Genomic DNA, 14,525 nt, shown 5'->3' on the forward strand with positions numbered 1-14,525 from the left:
CCATACATTCGTTTAAAATCAGATGGTGAATTTTCCAACGCTTGTTTATATTTCATTTTGCCGTCTATAATTATTAATTATTTCTCCCTCTGTTTAGCTTATTTTTTCTAATTCCGCAAGAGGTCTATCCAATGCTGGGAGGGTGTTTTAACCCTAACAGCCACAGTTGAGGTAAACCTATGCTCATCCTACCGAAATCAGGGAGTGCGATCGCGCTTACTTCAGGGACTTGCACTCTGTTATTTTTGGAGAAGCCCAAAGGTGGCGATCGCAAATCATGCGACACCGTGATCAAAAAGTCATCTTTGAGTTGATTAAGGTTTTCCAGTTCCTTGATCTGGCGATCGCATATCTTATCCATCAGACGTTTTGGTTGTGAATGATCACTAAAAATCAACAAGTTTCTCTAAATGATTTGTGGGAATCGGCATCGATTGATGATATGGTTTTCTATCCTGAATTACTAATCGATCTTCCCGATCTAACCCGTCGCTATCTGGAACACGCGATCGCCCCCGGTACACCACTTGCCTCAGCCGTTAGATTGTGGATGCACGGCGAAATTAAAATTGGAAAAAAATGGCATTCCTTTAAGGGAGAGGAAGTGATTTGCTGGAATCGGGGCATGATCTGGCAGGCTAAAACTTGGATGCAGGGCTTACCAATTTGGGGAGCCGATCGCATCGTCGATGGTGTCGGTGAGATGCAGTGGAAAATCCTGGGACTGTTTCCGGTGATGCAGGCATCAGGCGATGATCTCACGCGATCTGGTGTAGGTCGAGTTCAAACAGAGTTGGTGTGGCTGCCTTCTGTCCTCTGTAGCCCTAATGTATTGTGGACGGAGTTAGGCGCATCGGCAGTACAGGCTCACTTCACCGCTTTCAAAGAACCTGCTAAATTCACTTTGACAGTTAATAATCGAGGAATGTTGGAGCGAGTCAAAATCGATCGCTGGGGCAATCCAGAAGGTGAAGCGTTTCACTACGTTGATTTTGGGGGAATTGTCGAGGAAAGCAGCACCTTTGGCGGCTACACGATTCCGACTCGCCTTCGCGTTGGCTGGTATTTTGGGAGCGATCGCTTTGAGTCAGACGGTGAATTCTTTCGCTGCACGATCGATAAGGCTATCTACCGATAAAAGGCGAGTGCTCAAACAACCTCATCACGAGCAGCAGGAGGGCAACTACCAGCAAGCTACCATAGAGCATGAAAATGCGATCGGCGAACCACTTTGGCAGGCAGAAAATGTCGATGACTTGACCGTGATACGATTCTAAGCTTTCAGTGTAAGTCGTCAGGGGACACGTCCAATTGTTTGACAGGAGAACGATGCCTTCGATCGCGAACAAAGCGACTGCAATCCATGTGAGAGTCGAGATCTTGTCAAGAATAACCTCATATAGTAGAACTGCCATGATTACATTGAAGAATACGAAGATCGCAGTATGAACGAATCTGATGAATGTGATTGAGCGCAGCATTAAATCTTTGACTCCACAAGACTTTACCTTCCAATACACGCATTTTAGGCAGCTACACGATCCCGCCTCGCCTCCTCCTCGGCTGGGTTTTCGGGAGTGAACGTTTTGAGTCAGAAGGCGAATTCTTCCGCTGCACGATCGACAAGGCTGTTTATCGATGAGAGTCGATCGAGATGTAACAATATATTATGATATGAAGACTTTCAGCTTAACCTTTTAGCTTAACAATCACAGAATGGTTCAGAAGATGAAAAATTTAGAATTTTTCTTTTTTCCCAGTTATTTTATTCCTACTTTAGGTCGTGGCGGAACAGAACGTTGGATCGCGCATCCCCTAGCATCTTGGCTAACAGGCTTTGGTGGATATTTGCTTGGCATGAGGACAACTACATTGCACAGCTAGAAGCTAATTTTTTGGAAGCATAGCTGAAAGAATTATGGAATTTATTGTGAAGCAAAGCAAAATGATGTTTATCCGAACGTGGCGATTCATAACACTGATGCTGACTTCGCTAAGTCTCAGCCCGTCTATGGCACATTTGCTGGAATTGCCGCAAAAAATGCAGTTTGACCAGCAACTTTGGGTTAGAGTGACGGTTGTTGAAAATCTTTATCGGTTGTTTGGCTCAGTCGGCGCATTTTTTGAAATTACAGCGATTCTGACGGCAATTGTGCTAGTTTTTCTTGTTCGTAGACGCGGGTCAACTTTTTACTGGACGTTGGGCGGAGCAATTCTATTGGTGCTGGCGTTTGTGAGTTGGATAATGTTTGTCGCACCAATGAACGCTGAATTCGCCAAATGGTTGGTGAATCCTGTTCCAGCAGATTGGATGCGGTATCGCGATCGATGGGAGTATGCACACGCAGTAAACGCCTTGATCAAAATCATTGGGCTAAGTTTTCTCGTGATTTCTGTACTTGTTGAAACACCGAAAAAGAGAGCGATTCATTCTGATCAGGAGTAAGGCTTATTTAGATGAACGAGCTGGATTGAATTCGGGCGTGAAGTCATCAAACAGCTTAATGTTTTTAGTAAACCAGAAATCCCAAAATGGTTCGGTATGTAGAAATACAGTGTAATTTTAGCTAAATATAAAATGACGTAATTCTGGAGTATTAGAGCTGAATAAAATAATCTTAGAAGCCGAAAATGCAGTCTTACTCATGTTCATTATATGGCGAATTATGCTTTATCAAAATCAACAAAATCTAACCCAATGAACAAACTTTTCCGCTTGATTTTGATATTGCTGAGTGCGTTGATTGCGATCGCAATCAACCTCAATGGCAGTGCAAACCAACTGGACTTGGATGATAGGATCGATCGCTTCATCACAACTCAAATGAAGACTCATCACATTCCTGGTTTGGCACTCGCCATTACTCACAATAACCAAGTGTTGCACGTTAAGGGATACAGTACAGCAAATAACGATCGCCCTGTTACAGCACAGACCCAATTCTTGATTGCTTCGTTGAGCAAATCGTTTACCGCAATTGCAGTGATGCAGTTGGTCGAAGCGGGACAAATTAATCTAGATTCACCCGTGCAAACTTATTTACCAGAATTCACCCTGAGTGATCCAGCGTTCGCGCAGCGTCCGCTTGGCGGAATCGCTGCCAAAATAACCATTCGTCATCTCCTCAATCAAGTGAGTGGTTTATCTGATTTAGGCTTTCCTGAGTTGCAGCTTTCTCAAGCAACAACAGTTGGCGAGCGTGTTACTAGCCTCAGTCGAGCAAGTCCCGTTGCGTTACCCGGCGCTCAGTTTCACTATTTCAATCCCAATTACGAAGTATTGGCGCGAGTGGTTGAAGTGGTGAGTCAACAGCCATTCTCAGCCTACTTACAAACGCATATTTTTACACCTCTTCAGATGTCGCGGACGCTCAATGCAACTACAAGTGCTAACGCATTCCAAGGTGCTACCAACATGGCACAAGGACATCTGATGGGATTTGGACTTCCCTTCGCATATCCAGAAATGTCTGGTTATCTGAGCGGCAGTAGCGGGATCATTTCAACCGCAGAGGACATGGCAAATTATCTAATTTTCCAAACCAACAGTGGACAATTTAAAGAAACAAAATTGCTTTCTGAAAGTAGTGTGGCGCTGATGCACACTCCACCCAAAACCATCGGTAGTTCCTATGGCATGGGTTGGTTTAAGGGCAGCGAGAATGGTGAACCAGCGATCGAACACAATGGAATTTTGTCTACGTTCTATACGGATGTTGTGCTGTTGCCCAAGGAAAAGTATGGAATTGCGGTATTTTACAACATCAGTGCGTCGCCGTTAATTGCAATGGCATTTCCGCAAATCAAAACTGGACTGATTCAATTACTAAAGGATGAGCAGCCTGCCACAGGTGGGTTCTCAATAACCTTGTGGGGTATAGCGATCGCACTGTTGATGTTTATAGGTGTAATGCTGGCAATCCGCAGTTTGCTTTACTTACCGCAATGGAGACAGGCGATTCGTAGAATTCCATTGTGGCGGGTCGGGTTAGGGATTGGCTGCACATTCTTGCCAGCGTTTTTCCTACTCGTATTGCCTTGGCTATTCGCATTGGTGTCCGATCGATTCTTTGGATATGTACTTCTGTTTCGATCTATGCTCGATCTGATGCTTTGGCTGAGTGTGTGTGCGGTTTTGGGCGTAGTGAATGGAATTGCACGTTTGATACTTCTGGCGCGTTCTAATGGATTGGATGCGGTATCGTGACCAATGGGAGTATGCACACGCAGTAAACGCCGTTATTAAAATCATTGGGCTTGGTTTGCTCACGATTTCTGTGCTTGTTGAAACGCCGAAAAAGAGTGCGATCCGTTCTGAGCAAGAGTGAGGCTCTTTTAGATAGATGATCTTTGAGTAGCGATCGCAGCCTAACAGGTTGATGAAGCGGACGAGCGACAAGACTATCTATCGATGAAAATCGAGCGATAGAACAATCTAATCACGAGCAGCAGATCGTATCCAACTCTCCAAGTTTCCGCCCCTTAAAACCGGACTGACAAACAGAGTTGCAAGACTAAGAAACGAGTAAACAATCGTCTCTAAGGCCATAAAGATTGAATGAAAGTTAGGTGGTTGCTTTCATCCAGTTGCCACCCGTTATTGCTCATCTGTTGACATCCGTTGCACTCAACGATGTATATCTATATCGAGCTAATGTTTCTGAACCCCATAAAAATGTGACTATCGCAGCCGCGATCGCAAGGATGATAAATGTAATAAAGGGATCGTAACCTGAACCGTAATTGGGATATATGAAGACGCTTACGTTCATCATGGTGTGAAATAAGATCGCGGCAAATACACTTTTCCCTGTGTTGTTATAGAGCCAGACAATCAGAATCCGCGTAACAACCGTAGCTGCACATTGCCATGCCACCCATTCTGAGCTGGGATTAACCTGAAACCACGGCACAATGTGGTTAGAGTCGAGGGAATAATTACTCATTCCCCCTCTCCTTGAAAACCGGACTTGTGACTTTCACCACATCCGGCTCCTCAATGACTTGGCTCTTGTTATGAGTACCTTTGGCACTAGAATGGATTGTCATCCCAATTCTCCAAACAGACATCTCTGTCAGTTGCCGATTTCGAGTCGTGGCAATGGCGGTGTAGGAGTTGCAGATTACTGTATACATCCTTACCGCCTCTAGAGGTAGGGATAACATGGTCAACCTCCCACGTATCGCCGTATCTGAAATTCAGTTCGCAGAGTTCACACTTCCCAGCCTGCCTTTTTGTACAGTGCCAAATTAAATGACATCGGGACAAATTCGTGTCATCAAGCCAGTTTCTTCGCTGCACGCTTCCAAGCATTGAGGTTGATGCAAGGCAAGTCCACTCCCTGTCCATACTCGAAGCTAAACGTTAGCACAGACAAGCTTCACACCCTCAATGACATCAATTTGGCACCACGACAAATAAAAAGTCACTGTACATCGGCAAATATTGCTCTGTCTGCCATTGATGCAGCTGTTCTTCACCTAGTCTAGGCAACCAGTGCGCTAGAAACTCAAAAGCTGGAGCTAGCAGCACTAACCGCTGAACCTGCGGGTATTTTTCTCCCACCCAAGCCGCTCTTAAACCCCCCAAACTGGAGCCTATGACAATTACTGGCATCGGGTTTGGGGGAAATTCAGCGGCGATTTGTTTTATTTGCCGCGTTATCGTCAGATGGGAAAAGTCACCTTGGTTGAGATCGGGGATTTTCAGGGAAGATAAGCGATCGCGCAGATAGATCGCCTTCGCTGACTGGGGACTAGAGGCAAATCCATGCAGATAAATATAATCAAACATCCAATTTAGCAGTAGTTTCCGGGGTATCAACCGCTAAAAATTTTGCTCCGGCAAACCTTGAGATCCTTGTCCTCTGTTTTTCCCCGCCCGTTCCCCCTTTTGTTGCCGTCGCTGTTGCATCAGTTGGGCAAACTTGGCGCGTTGCTCTAGAGTCATAACTTCTCGCATTTCTAACATACTCTCAAACCGCAACTTTTGTAGCTGCTGCTGCAACTCTTCAACTTGCTGATTTTTAGAGCGAATTTGGCTAGCGGAAGCTGTACTGTTCATCAGTGTAGCTAGCTCTTGCCGAGCTTGACGTAGAGCTTGCTGGCGCGGCGCTATCTGGTTTCTATATTTCTGCCGAATCGCCTGCATTTGCTGCATTTGCTGTTGGGTAAGATTGAGTTGCTGAAGTAGTCCATCCTTGTTGCGCCTTTGAGGACGGGCACCCGGTGAATTTTGGGCAATTTGGGAAGATTGGGGATTAGGATCTGCAAGAGCAACAGCACTACCTACAGATAGTATGAAAACCGCTAAGAGAGAAATACGATGTAGGGACATGGAAACAATCTCCTTGGTTAGTGATAATTAGTAATTAGTAATTAAGTAGGCGGATGCAATTAAATTGAAGATTTTCGTAGGGAATGGTTGACGTAGGAAACCCAACACCTGCACGGGTTAGCTATCGCTAAACACTACTACAAATAATTAATCCTGCCTAATTAGTTAAAAAGTGATTAGTCATTAGTCAGTAGCAATAAGATCGTTAAGGACAACTGATGATTACCCATTCCCTATTCCCCTAAAAAAGCTAATTTTCTGAGAGCAACCAATCAGCTTCTGCATCTTGGCTGCTCGACAATGCAGGCGTTTCACCCACGACAACACTATCCCAGTTAGTCGCCAGAAACGCTTCCAGTTCGGCGGTGTTTGTGGATGCAGTCGATGCAGTGTTAGGCACCAGCACGCGGTATCCTGCCCAGGTAACTAGCAGACTAGCAACAATGGCAGAGGGTAAAATCCACATTTGTCGCCGCCATTGCCGCTGTGGAGGCGCAGATGCCACTGCTTGCATAATCTGACTCTCTAAATCGGGTGCAGATGGGGGAACATGACCCCGGTGTTGGTGCAGAAACTCTACCAGGCGTTTGTCATCATCGGGGAACTGAGTCATAGTTGGACTCCTTGTTGCTGGAGAAATTGCCTCATGGAGGTTCTAGCATGGAAGAGGCGAGATTTTACTGTGCCAACTGGAATTGACAAGATAGTTGCGATCGCTTTTTGCGGAACGTCCTCTAAGTCGTGCAGAACCAGTACGGCGCGATGCTCGAAACTTAGCTGTTGCAGTCCGCGCTGCACTAAATCTTCATAATGTAGGTGCATCAAATCGGGGGATTCCTGCTGACTTGGGAAGGCATTAGTGGCGCTTTGCTGTAAAGAGGCGAAATTTCGGGTTTCTAAAGCAAATTGCCGCCGCCGATCTGAAGCGACATTCCAGCTAATACGATAAAGCCAAGTCGAAAAATGGGCGGTTTCCCGCAATTTTGGTAATCCCTTCCAAGCGCGTAAGAATACTTCTTGCACCAAATCATCTAAGCATGAGGTACCGCAGAGTTGGTAAAGAGTTGATCTGACACGCTGCTGATGGCGCTGGTAGAGTTGCTGAAAGCTCTGCTTGTTGCCTTCTTGGCACCGCTTTACCAGGTAAGCATCGGTGCCGAGATCGGGTTTGTCGTTGGGTTGATCGCCCATTAGCGCATTGATTGTTACAGCTGGCACCGATTGGCTCTCTCTTCCCACTGTTTGATTTCTTATGATTTAGACTGGGCATCTGGGGAAAAGGTTCAAAGGCGAGTAGCGCATCTATTCATCTCACAATCTTCTCAACCAGTGACTCCCACCTAGGGCTGGGCTACACTTGAGCAAATCAAGCTAATAAGCCGGATTTGGCGATAACTAGAACCTTTACTCAGATTTATATTTTATGCCATTCAATATTGTTGGTGCTGTAGTCGGATTTGTTGCTAGTGCTGCTGGTAGAATTGCCTCAACATTTTTTAAAAACGTTGTCGGCGAGACATCTAATCTTCCTGCTAAAGTTCAGGAAGTTAGATTAGATCAGCGATCGCGTCAGGCAGAAATTGTGTACAGTGACTTTTTATTTGTCGTGGTGCCAAATTGATGTCATTGAGGGTGTGAAGCTTGTCTGTGCTAACGTTTAGCTTCGAGTATGGACAGGGAGTGGACTTGCCTTGCATCAACCTCAATGCTTGGAAGCGTGCAGCGAAGAAACTGGCTTGATGACACGAATTTGTCCCGATGTCATTTAATTTGGCACTGTACAGTTTTACCTGAAATTTGGGAATTGATAAAAGCTTTCTGCCAGTAATACCAGTTTGTTTAGCCGCGCCTTTAGGCGTTCCGCTTCAGTATAAAAAACTAAAACCCGCCTAAGCTACCGGCGGGTTCATGAACGAGCTATGAATGGTCAGGTTACTCAAACGAAAGAGGAAAATTTGAAGAAAAGTTAACGAAACCAAAAATTAACTCAACTAGGGTGGACTTAATTCGCAACAAACCTTTTCTAACTATCTGCATTCCCTACGCCGATTCAGGCAATGATTTAGATCCACGACCAACAGTTCAAATCAAAAAGAAGCGAATGAACTTCAGGGCGATCGCTACATTTATTAGAGAAATACAACCGAGATTCAGTGTTGCGTTGGATGAGAGCGGGAGACACAGGCTCGAATCCGAAACTTGGTATCGAAGGTTCTTACTTCGTTGTGCCTATATTTAAATTAGCACTTGATTCTCCAAACAAACTCGTTAGTTAAATTAAATTCATATCCCTTTATGTGTTGAAATGCTTTAAAAACGCTTGTTCATAAATGAAAGATTTGCGATATCCCCATAACAAAGCCCCCTCCAATATTGGGAGGGGGCTGGAAACTACCAAGTTTTAGTAGTTATTGACCTGTACTGCTTGACCCACCAGTGGTAGAACTGCTCCCCGGTGTAGTGCCGGTGGTGCCGTTGGTGCCGTTGGTGGTAGAACTGCTCCCCGGTGTAGTGCCGGTGGTGCCGTTGGTGGTAGAACTGCTCCCCGGTGTAGTGCCGGTGGTGCCGTTAGTGGTAGAACTGCTCCCCGGTGTAGTGCCAGTTGGATTTTGCGTGCCTGGGGTGGTGCCAGAAGTATTCGTTCGAGTTTGGTTCTGACGCACCGAAGGCGCGGTTTGAGTTGTACTAGGACTTGATTGAGTAGTGCCAGAACTATTCGTTCGAGTTGAGTTCGACGGTTGAGAAGGCGTTACGTTAATATTCGTCTCATTTCGAGTTGGTTGTTGCCCGGAACTCGGAGGAACTGTAATGTTGACATTTGGCGCTTTTTGAGCAGGCGGTGCGTTTTGTGGCTGAGGAACCTGAATCACCGTGGGAGCCTTTTCAATTGTTGTGTTTCTTTCGATGATTCTCTCTTGTGTGGGCTGTTGAGAAGCGCCCGATGAAGATGTATCTGGTGCAGTTGAGTTCGGTGCAACAGAAGCTGAAGGTGAAGGTGAAGGTACGGGAACCACCACAGGCGCAGGCGCAGTGTACTCTTCTACCTGCTGATTTCGCTGGTTGAGGAAGTAGAGGGCACCAAGGCTCAACCCTAGCAGAGAGGTGAGGGCAATCCCTATCAACAAGCCTCTGGCGGCATTATTATTATCGCGGATTTCTTGTCCGTCCTCGTTGACGCGGCGCTCAGAAACGCGACCGTGTACATAACCGTCTCGATAGGAGGTCACTTTGCCTGGGTCTACGGTGCCATTCGCGGGAACCGTGTTAGTTGGAGGAACCGGATTATGGGGGGGAACCGGATTATTTGGGTCTTGGGGAACTTCACGGTTATCGTTGTTGCGATTTTGTAGGTTAGACATGAGTATTACTACAACTCCTGAATGGTATAAAAGCAGAAAAGGATGTTTAAAACTGTTTATGGTCAGTAGATTTGAGCAACGCTCTCTCAACCGAGTCTAGCTAGGAACATCAGGAGCTTACCTGGCGCAAAGCTAGAAACATTGATGTCAATGTCCCCTGTCCTGCTTGTTGTTGAGGAGCTGGAACGAGTTCCTGAATGTTGTCTACAGTTCTTTCAAAGATGGTTGTCTTTTTCTCGGCGCTTTGAGAGGGACTGCCATCGGGAACAGGCACAGAGGGTAGAGAGGATTCATTTCGCTGAGCTACGAACAAGAGAGTCCCAACCAGGAAACTTACAATCGACGTGAAAGCAAGATTCATCAGCAAATTAGTCACGGCATTGGTATTCTCATCAACGATATAGCTCTGTTCCTGAAAACGACGCTCAGAATTTCGACCTTTAAGGTACTGATTCTGGTAGGAAACCCGCTCAGAATTGCCTCTGCCCTGATTGACCGATTTAGGCGTTTGATTGTTATCGGTTTTAGGGTGGTTGTACATGAGTGTTGATCGAACTCTTTGTGTCAATCAGGACACCGAGAAGACCCTGATTTTTTTTAGATGAATCGGCAACTACAAGCTAAGGAATTTATTTATTTACTTAGCTGTCTTGTCCTGTAAGCAATACGATATCCGTTAACCTTGTCTGAATCTATCTATCTGCGAATGGATTCTCTCCTCCACCCAAGGATTGAGATCGGAAAATCGAAAGAAAGAAGTCAGTGAAAATCAGCGCCAGCACACAACTGTTAAAAAAATGTAAAAAAACCGTTTTCATCAAGAAAACGGGTTAGTGTGATTTAATTCTTTGGGAATTACCGATTAATTAACGCAGCAAAAAGTTCCAAGTCGCTGGACCAACTACACCGTCAGCGTCTAGCTTAAATCTCTGTTGAGCGGCTTTTACAGCAGTTTGAGTCGTTGCACCAAAGACACCATTCACCGTTCCTTTGAAAAAGCCAAGAGTTTGCAGGCGCTGTTGCAATCTGGTAACGGCTGGACCTTGCGTTCCCAGCCTCAAAATAGGAAAATCGAGCTGTGTGGGCTGCTGTGGGTTCGTCCGTGGCTGGGAGTTGGAAGCAGAGGTTGCAGGACGGTTGGTGGTTCTGGCAGTCGTTGCCGAACGCTTGGGGGCTGGAACATTAACACTGGGACGGGGAGTTGCCGCCGGTCTAGGATTGGCAGCGGTGTTTGTCGTAGTTGGGACGGGAAAAGATGCTGCCCCGGTGGTGGAAATTGTTGAAGTTGAAGGAGAAGGGATAACCAATGGCGTCACTGCTGCTGTTGATTGCGATGGTGGGGCGACTGGAAATAAACGCTTCCAGGTTTCAGCACCCACGATCCCATCAGGTGCTAAACCAGCGGCTTGCTGAAAACGGGAAACTGCGATCGCGGTATTTTCCCCATACACCCCATTTACGTCGCCATTATAGTAACCCAATAGTTTGAGGGCTGCCTGAAGTTCGGATACCTCAGTCCCTTGGCTACCAGGTCGTAACGTTTGCCGGTTGACGGTTGCAAAAGGAAATGTCTGGGCGATTTCTTCGGCATCACCGGCGATCGCTACAAAAGGCAAAAGTAAAAAGGCAAAAGGCAAAAGAATGATTTTTTTCATTTTTACTTTTTCCTCTTAACTTTTTCTTTTTTTAAGTTTTAATGTTTAACTTTTCCGCTGGACCAACAAGCGATACGTAGGGTTCGGTGAAATACCGGCAAGCCACTTGTTTGGCGAACTCTGGGGTGACACTGGTAACTTTTTCCTGAAACTCGGTATCAAACTCAATTCCCAGCCCCAAAATTTCGTACCAGCCGAAAACTTGAGCCAGCTGAGCATTCGTTTGTTTGCCGAGAGCATATTGACCAAGCAGCTTGTTTTTGGCAGCTTGTAGCTCCCGATCGCTCAGTTGAGTCGTGCAAAGACGTTCCACTTCAGTTCGCAAACCTTCATAGGCGATCGCGGTGTTTTCCGGTGCCGTGCCCATATATACCACAAACTGAGATGTTTCTAACCGAGTCGGATAAAAAGCTGAGACATCGTAAGCCAATCCCCGCTTCTCGCGCAGTTCCACAAACAAGCGGCTAGAAAGACCGTTACCCAAGTAAGTATTGAGCAGTTTCAGGCAGGCGTAGTCGGTTTCTTGCACGGATGGCGCTACGTAACCCAGCATCACGATTGATTGCTGCGTATCTTGTGGGGTAGCGCAAGAGATGGGTTCAGGGGTGATTTGGGGCAGGCTTAGGGTAGGCAGAGGTGTGGTTCCACTCTGCCAATCTCCAAACACTTGATTAACCAAATCAACGGCGTCTTGGGGAGTCAGGCGACCGGCAAGACTGATAACCAGGTTGTCGGGGCGGAAATAAGTTTGATGGTATTGCTGGAGGTCAGCGCGGCTTAAACCAGAGACGGTGGCTTCGGTTCCCAGGCTGGAGAATCCGTAGGGATGATTCTGATACATGGCTTGCCGCAGCTGGTCGAAGGCGATGGTGAACGGCTGTTCCTGCTGGGAACGAATATCTTGCAATGCGAGACGCCGTTCCAGTTCCACCTCGGCTTCTGGAAAGCTGGGCCTTCGCAATAATTCCCCTGCCAGTTGCAACATCTCCGGAAAATCTGCGGATACTGTTTTGAGACTCAGCAAAAAATAATCCGCCGCTGCATCGGCACCGAGACTCGCTCCCACTGACTCCACTCGCTCGGCAATTTCCAGGGAAGAAAGCCGATCGGTACCTTTGGTGAGTACTGTGGATAGCAGGTGAGAAAGTCCAGCTTGTTCTCGTGGCTCCCACCGACCTCCCACCCGCGCAAAAATTCGACCAGCAATGATATCAGCCGCTGGATTTTCCACCGTAATTAATACGATGCCGTTGTCTAAAACACTGCGGTGGATAGTTGGGTTGGCGAGCGATCGCGTCACACTTTGAGTCATTCGTTGTGAGTCCTTAGTCATTGGTCATCGGTGATTAGTCATCGATCGTTAGTCGTAGGAACAACTTACTACTAACTATTGACGAGTGACTAATCACTCCTTTCCTCAAGCTAACAAGGTTTAAGGATTGTGACCGCATAGCGGTATGGGGAGAGATACTGCTGCGCTAGCTCCTGAAGTTCTGTGTTCTGAAAAGACTGAATTTTTTCTGGATAGGTCGTGGCTACTTCAGCCGCCGCAATGGTGTTGTAATACCCATACAAACCCGCTAGCTGGCTGGGTGCTTCTGTGGAAAAAGCATAGTCATTCGACAGCAGGCGTTTACCGCGAGACAGTTCTCCCTCCGAAACGGGTGTGTTTTGCAACTCGGAGATCGCATCACCAATTAGTGCCTCTACTCGATCTAGATTCTCTGGCGCGAGGCAGGCACTAATCGTAAACAAACTGGAATCCCGCTGTAGGGAGAAACTACTACTAATGTTCTGCACCAATTGCTGCTGTTCTCGCAAGTTCCCGATCAGCCGGGAAGATCGCCCCTCCGCCAAAAGTACGGAGATCAAGTCTAAGCCGTAGGCATTTCGCAACTGCTCCACACCCGGCCCCATCCATGCCATCATCAGACGAGCTTGTTCTAGCCTGGGTAAGTGGATTTCCTGACGCCGAATTTCTATCATCGGAGGTTCGGCTTCGGCTTCGGCTTCAGCCAGGGGACAATCCAGCGGCGGGGCGAAGTGCTGGAACGAGCGATTCACCAGTTCTAGTGCGGGTTCTTTCTCAACTCCCCCAACAATGACTACGGTCATGTTTTCCGGCTGGTAGTGGGAGCGATGGAAGCGACGCATCTCGTGGGGCGATCGCTCCATCAGATGTGCTTCTGTTCCTAAGATGGGACGCCCGTAAGGATGGCGCTGGTAAATGCTTTCTAAGAGCGCCTGGAATCCAATAAAGTCGGGATCGTCGTAACTCTGGCGGATTTCCTCCAAAACCACATCGCGTTCCCGGATAAATTCTTCTTCTGGGATCGCCGCGTTTAAGAGAATGTCTGCCAGGGCAGGCAAGGTATTTTCTAAATACTGAGCGGCTGTAACAATAAAGAAATGGGCGTAGTCGTGGCTGGTCGCCGCGTTCGTCATGCCGCCACTATTTTCAATCACTTGGTCAAATACACCGGGCGGCAGTCGGTCGGTGCCTTTGAAAATCATGTGTTCCAGAAAGTGAGCCATGCCCGACCACTCTTGTGTCTCAGCGATCGCTCCCGCCCGCACCCAAACATCCACCACAACCACCGGTGTCGCTGGGATGTGTTGATAAATCACTGTTAAGCCGTTGTCTAGCTTGAATACCTCAGCTGGAAATTTTGAAGTAGTATTTAATAGTTGCAACAAACTTTTTATTTTCTAACTGTAGTTAGATGCGAATTCAATTATCCTAGCGCCTAACGCTAAATAATTATCATTTGTCGATCCAAAGTTGGCAGCTTTGCATCCATTATTTAAGAAATACAATCAAAATTTTAAATTTTCAGCTACATAATATACAAAAATCCCCTTCTCTCTTGGACAAGGGGATTTTAATTCTATTAGGTTCACCGCAACGCCGTTTTACCTCAGTTTATGACCTGGATAAACCAGGTGGGCACCGCATGTCTGACTTAAAGTTTCCGGGTACTTGCCCGGTCTACTGCTGTCAGAGCTTTTTGGTTCCCGTTAGAACAAGGCAAGATCAAAAAACGTTATTGGCAGTCACCAACGTCGCAGCTTAACCTAAAAATTATTATAGCAGGGGAGCTGGGGAGTGGAAGAATCTCATTCAGTAATAGGACTGAGGTGAAAGAACTGAGGACTGAGGTGAAAGAACTGAGA

General features: G+C 46.7%; 17 protein-coding genes, 1 other RNA gene and 1 pseudogene. 6 read left to right on the forward strand and 13 right to left on the reverse strand.

The window, feature by feature from the left end:
• Window positions 1-124: 124 nt before the first annotated feature.
• Window positions 125-361 carry a hypothetical protein gene (locus ACFW2W_RS00645; protein ID WP_378171949.1) on the reverse strand — a complete coding sequence of 79 codons (237 nt, stop codon included), beginning with the start codon at window positions 359-361 and terminating at the stop codon, window positions 125-127.
• A gap of 18 nt (window positions 362-379) precedes the next feature.
• Between ACFW2W_RS00645 and ACFW2W_RS00650 the strand changes: the two genes are divergently transcribed.
• From ACFW2W_RS00650 to ACFW2W_RS00670, 5 genes are all read left to right on the forward strand, one after another.
• Entirely contained in the window at window positions 380-1,138 is a 759-nt protein-coding gene (locus ACFW2W_RS00650) for a DUF6920 family protein (RefSeq protein ID WP_378171951.1), read from the forward strand.
• Window positions 1,139-1,145: 7 nt separating this feature from the next.
• Complete coding sequence (locus ACFW2W_RS00655; protein WP_378171953.1) at window positions 1,146-1,277, forward strand: hypothetical protein; 132 nt, start codon at window positions 1,146-1,148, stop codon at window positions 1,275-1,277.
• Window positions 1,278-1,728: 451 nt separating this feature from the next.
• The gene (locus tag ACFW2W_RS00660) at window positions 1,729-1,884 is read left to right on the forward strand and encodes a hypothetical protein (RefSeq protein ID WP_378171955.1); all 156 of its coding nucleotides are present in this window, start codon (window positions 1,729-1,731) and stop codon (window positions 1,882-1,884) included.
• 61 nt (window positions 1,885-1,945) lie between these two features.
• Window positions 1,946-2,446, forward strand: coding sequence for a hypothetical protein (locus ACFW2W_RS00665; protein ID WP_378172092.1), 501 nt, complete (start codon window positions 1,946-1,948; stop codon window positions 2,444-2,446).
• Between the two features lie 252 nt (window positions 2,447-2,698).
• A complete protein-coding gene (locus tag ACFW2W_RS00670; protein ID WP_378171957.1) occupies window positions 2,699-4,207 on the forward strand; it encodes a serine hydrolase domain-containing protein in 1,509 nt (502 codons plus the stop codon).
• A 397-nt stretch (window positions 4,208-4,604) separates the two neighbouring features.
• Here the strand turns inward: ACFW2W_RS00670 and ACFW2W_RS00675 are convergent, their stop codons facing one another.
• From ACFW2W_RS00675 to ACFW2W_RS00700, 6 genes and pseudogenes are all read right to left on the reverse strand, one after another.
• Window positions 4,605-4,946 (reverse strand): hypothetical protein, encoded by a 342-nt coding sequence (locus ACFW2W_RS00675; protein ID WP_378171959.1) that lies wholly within the window; start codon window positions 4,944-4,946, stop codon window positions 4,605-4,607.
• An 86-nt stretch (window positions 4,947-5,032) separates the two neighbouring features.
• Window positions 5,033-5,350 (reverse strand): HNH endonuclease, encoded by a 318-nt coding sequence (locus ACFW2W_RS00680; protein WP_378171961.1) that lies wholly within the window; start codon window positions 5,348-5,350, stop codon window positions 5,033-5,035.
• A gap of 81 nt (window positions 5,351-5,431) precedes the next feature.
• A pseudogene (locus ACFW2W_RS00685) lies at window positions 5,432-5,794 on the reverse strand (YqiA/YcfP family alpha/beta fold hydrolase); the annotation flags it as partial.
• Window positions 5,795-5,827: 33 nt separating this feature from the next.
• Window positions 5,828-6,337: a Spy/CpxP family protein refolding chaperone gene (locus ACFW2W_RS00690; RefSeq protein WP_378171962.1), complete on the reverse strand. Its 510-nt coding sequence runs from the start codon at window positions 6,335-6,337 to the stop codon at window positions 5,828-5,830.
• A 250-nt stretch (window positions 6,338-6,587) separates the two neighbouring features.
• Entirely contained in the window at window positions 6,588-6,950 is a 363-nt protein-coding gene (locus ACFW2W_RS00695) for a hypothetical protein (protein ID WP_378171964.1), read from the reverse strand.
• Window positions 6,947-7,528 carry a sigma-70 family RNA polymerase sigma factor gene (locus ACFW2W_RS00700; RefSeq protein ID WP_378172095.1) on the reverse strand — a complete coding sequence of 194 codons (582 nt, stop codon included), beginning with the start codon at window positions 7,526-7,528 and terminating at the stop codon, window positions 6,947-6,949. Before ACFW2W_RS00700 ends, ACFW2W_RS00695 begins: the two co-directional genes overlap by 4 nt.
• Window positions 7,529-7,760: 232 nt before the next feature.
• Between ACFW2W_RS00700 and ACFW2W_RS00705 the strand changes: the two genes are divergently transcribed.
• The gene (locus ACFW2W_RS00705; protein ID WP_378171966.1) at window positions 7,761-7,958 is read left to right on the forward strand and encodes a hypothetical protein; all 198 of its coding nucleotides are present in this window, start codon (window positions 7,761-7,763) and stop codon (window positions 7,956-7,958) included.
• A gap of 787 nt (window positions 7,959-8,745) precedes the next feature.
• Here ACFW2W_RS00705 and ACFW2W_RS00710 read toward each other — a convergent pair.
• From ACFW2W_RS00710 to ssrS, 6 genes are all read right to left on the reverse strand, one after another.
• Window positions 8,746-9,696, reverse strand: a complete 951-nt coding sequence (locus ACFW2W_RS00710) for a hypothetical protein (RefSeq protein WP_378171968.1) — start codon at window positions 9,694-9,696, stop codon at window positions 8,746-8,748.
• 109 nt (window positions 9,697-9,805) lie between these two features.
• On the reverse strand, window positions 9,806-10,237 hold the full coding sequence (locus tag ACFW2W_RS00715) for a hypothetical protein (protein ID WP_378171970.1): 432 nt from the start codon (window positions 10,235-10,237) through the stop codon (window positions 9,806-9,808).
• Window positions 10,238-10,562: 325 nt separating this feature from the next.
• The gene (locus tag ACFW2W_RS00720) at window positions 10,563-11,351 is read right to left on the reverse strand and encodes a peptidoglycan-binding protein (RefSeq protein ID WP_378171972.1); all 789 of its coding nucleotides are present in this window, start codon (window positions 11,349-11,351) and stop codon (window positions 10,563-10,565) included.
• 31 nt (window positions 11,352-11,382) lie between these two features.
• Complete coding sequence (locus tag ACFW2W_RS00725) at window positions 11,383-12,684, reverse strand: M16 family metallopeptidase (protein WP_378171974.1); 1,302 nt, start codon at window positions 12,682-12,684, stop codon at window positions 11,383-11,385.
• A gap of 89 nt (window positions 12,685-12,773) precedes the next feature.
• Window positions 12,774-14,045 (reverse strand): M16 family metallopeptidase, encoded by a 1,272-nt coding sequence (locus ACFW2W_RS00730; RefSeq protein ID WP_378171976.1) that lies wholly within the window; start codon window positions 14,043-14,045, stop codon window positions 12,774-12,776.
• A 199-nt stretch (window positions 14,046-14,244) separates the two neighbouring features.
• Window positions 14,245-14,426: non-coding RNA, 6S RNA (gene ssrS / locus ACFW2W_RS00735), on the reverse strand.
• Window positions 14,427-14,525 lie beyond the last annotated feature (99 nt).

Origin of the sequence: Coleofasciculus sp. H7-2 (genome assembly GCF_042747725.1) — a bacterium.
GTDB lineage: Bacteria > Cyanobacteriota > Cyanobacteriia > Cyanobacteriales > FACHB-T130 > FACHB-T130.

Excerpts from the sequence above, each read along its gene's own strand:
- ACFW2W_RS00675 (WP_378171959.1), bottom strand. The coding sequence starts at position 4,946 with ATGAGTAATTATTCCCTCGACTCTAACCACATTGTGCCGTGGTTTCAG.
- ACFW2W_RS00725 (WP_378171974.1), bottom strand. The coding sequence starts at position 12,684 with ATGACTAAGGACTCACAACGAATGACTCAAAGTGTGACGCGATCGCTC.
- ACFW2W_RS00680 (WP_378171961.1), bottom strand. The coding sequence starts at position 5,350 with ATGGACAGGGAGTGGACTTGCCTTGCATCAACCTCAATGCTTGGAAGC.
- ACFW2W_RS00690 (WP_378171962.1), bottom strand. The coding sequence starts at position 6,337 with ATGTCCCTACATCGTATTTCTCTCTTAGCGGTTTTCATACTATCTGTA.
- ACFW2W_RS00700 (WP_378172095.1), bottom strand. The coding sequence starts at position 7,528 with ATGGGCGATCAACCCAACGACAAACCCGATCTCGGCACCGATGCTTAC.
- ACFW2W_RS00645 (WP_378171949.1), bottom strand. The coding sequence starts at position 361 with ATGGATAAGATATGCGATCGCCAGATCAAGGAACTGGAAAACCTTAAT.
- ACFW2W_RS00720 (WP_378171972.1), bottom strand. The coding sequence starts at position 11,351 with ATGAAAAAAATCATTCTTTTGCCTTTTGCCTTTTTACTTTTGCCTTTT.
- ACFW2W_RS00705 (WP_378171966.1), top strand. The coding sequence starts at position 7,761 with ATGCCATTCAATATTGTTGGTGCTGTAGTCGGATTTGTTGCTAGTGCT.
- ACFW2W_RS00710 (WP_378171968.1), bottom strand. The coding sequence starts at position 9,696 with ATGTCTAACCTACAAAATCGCAACAACGATAACCGTGAAGTTCCCCAA.
- ACFW2W_RS00715 (WP_378171970.1), bottom strand. The coding sequence starts at position 10,237 with ATGTACAACCACCCTAAAACCGATAACAATCAAACGCCTAAATCGGTC.
- ACFW2W_RS00650 (WP_378171951.1), top strand. The coding sequence starts at position 380 with ATGATCACTAAAAATCAACAAGTTTCTCTAAATGATTTGTGGGAATCG.
- ACFW2W_RS00695 (WP_378171964.1), bottom strand. The coding sequence starts at position 6,950 with ATGACTCAGTTCCCCGATGATGACAAACGCCTGGTAGAGTTTCTGCAC.
- ACFW2W_RS00665 (WP_378172092.1), top strand. The coding sequence starts at position 1,946 with ATGATGTTTATCCGAACGTGGCGATTCATAACACTGATGCTGACTTCG.
- ACFW2W_RS00660 (WP_378171955.1), top strand. The coding sequence starts at position 1,729 with ATGAAAAATTTAGAATTTTTCTTTTTTCCCAGTTATTTTATTCCTACT.
- ACFW2W_RS00670 (WP_378171957.1), top strand. The coding sequence starts at position 2,699 with ATGAACAAACTTTTCCGCTTGATTTTGATATTGCTGAGTGCGTTGATT.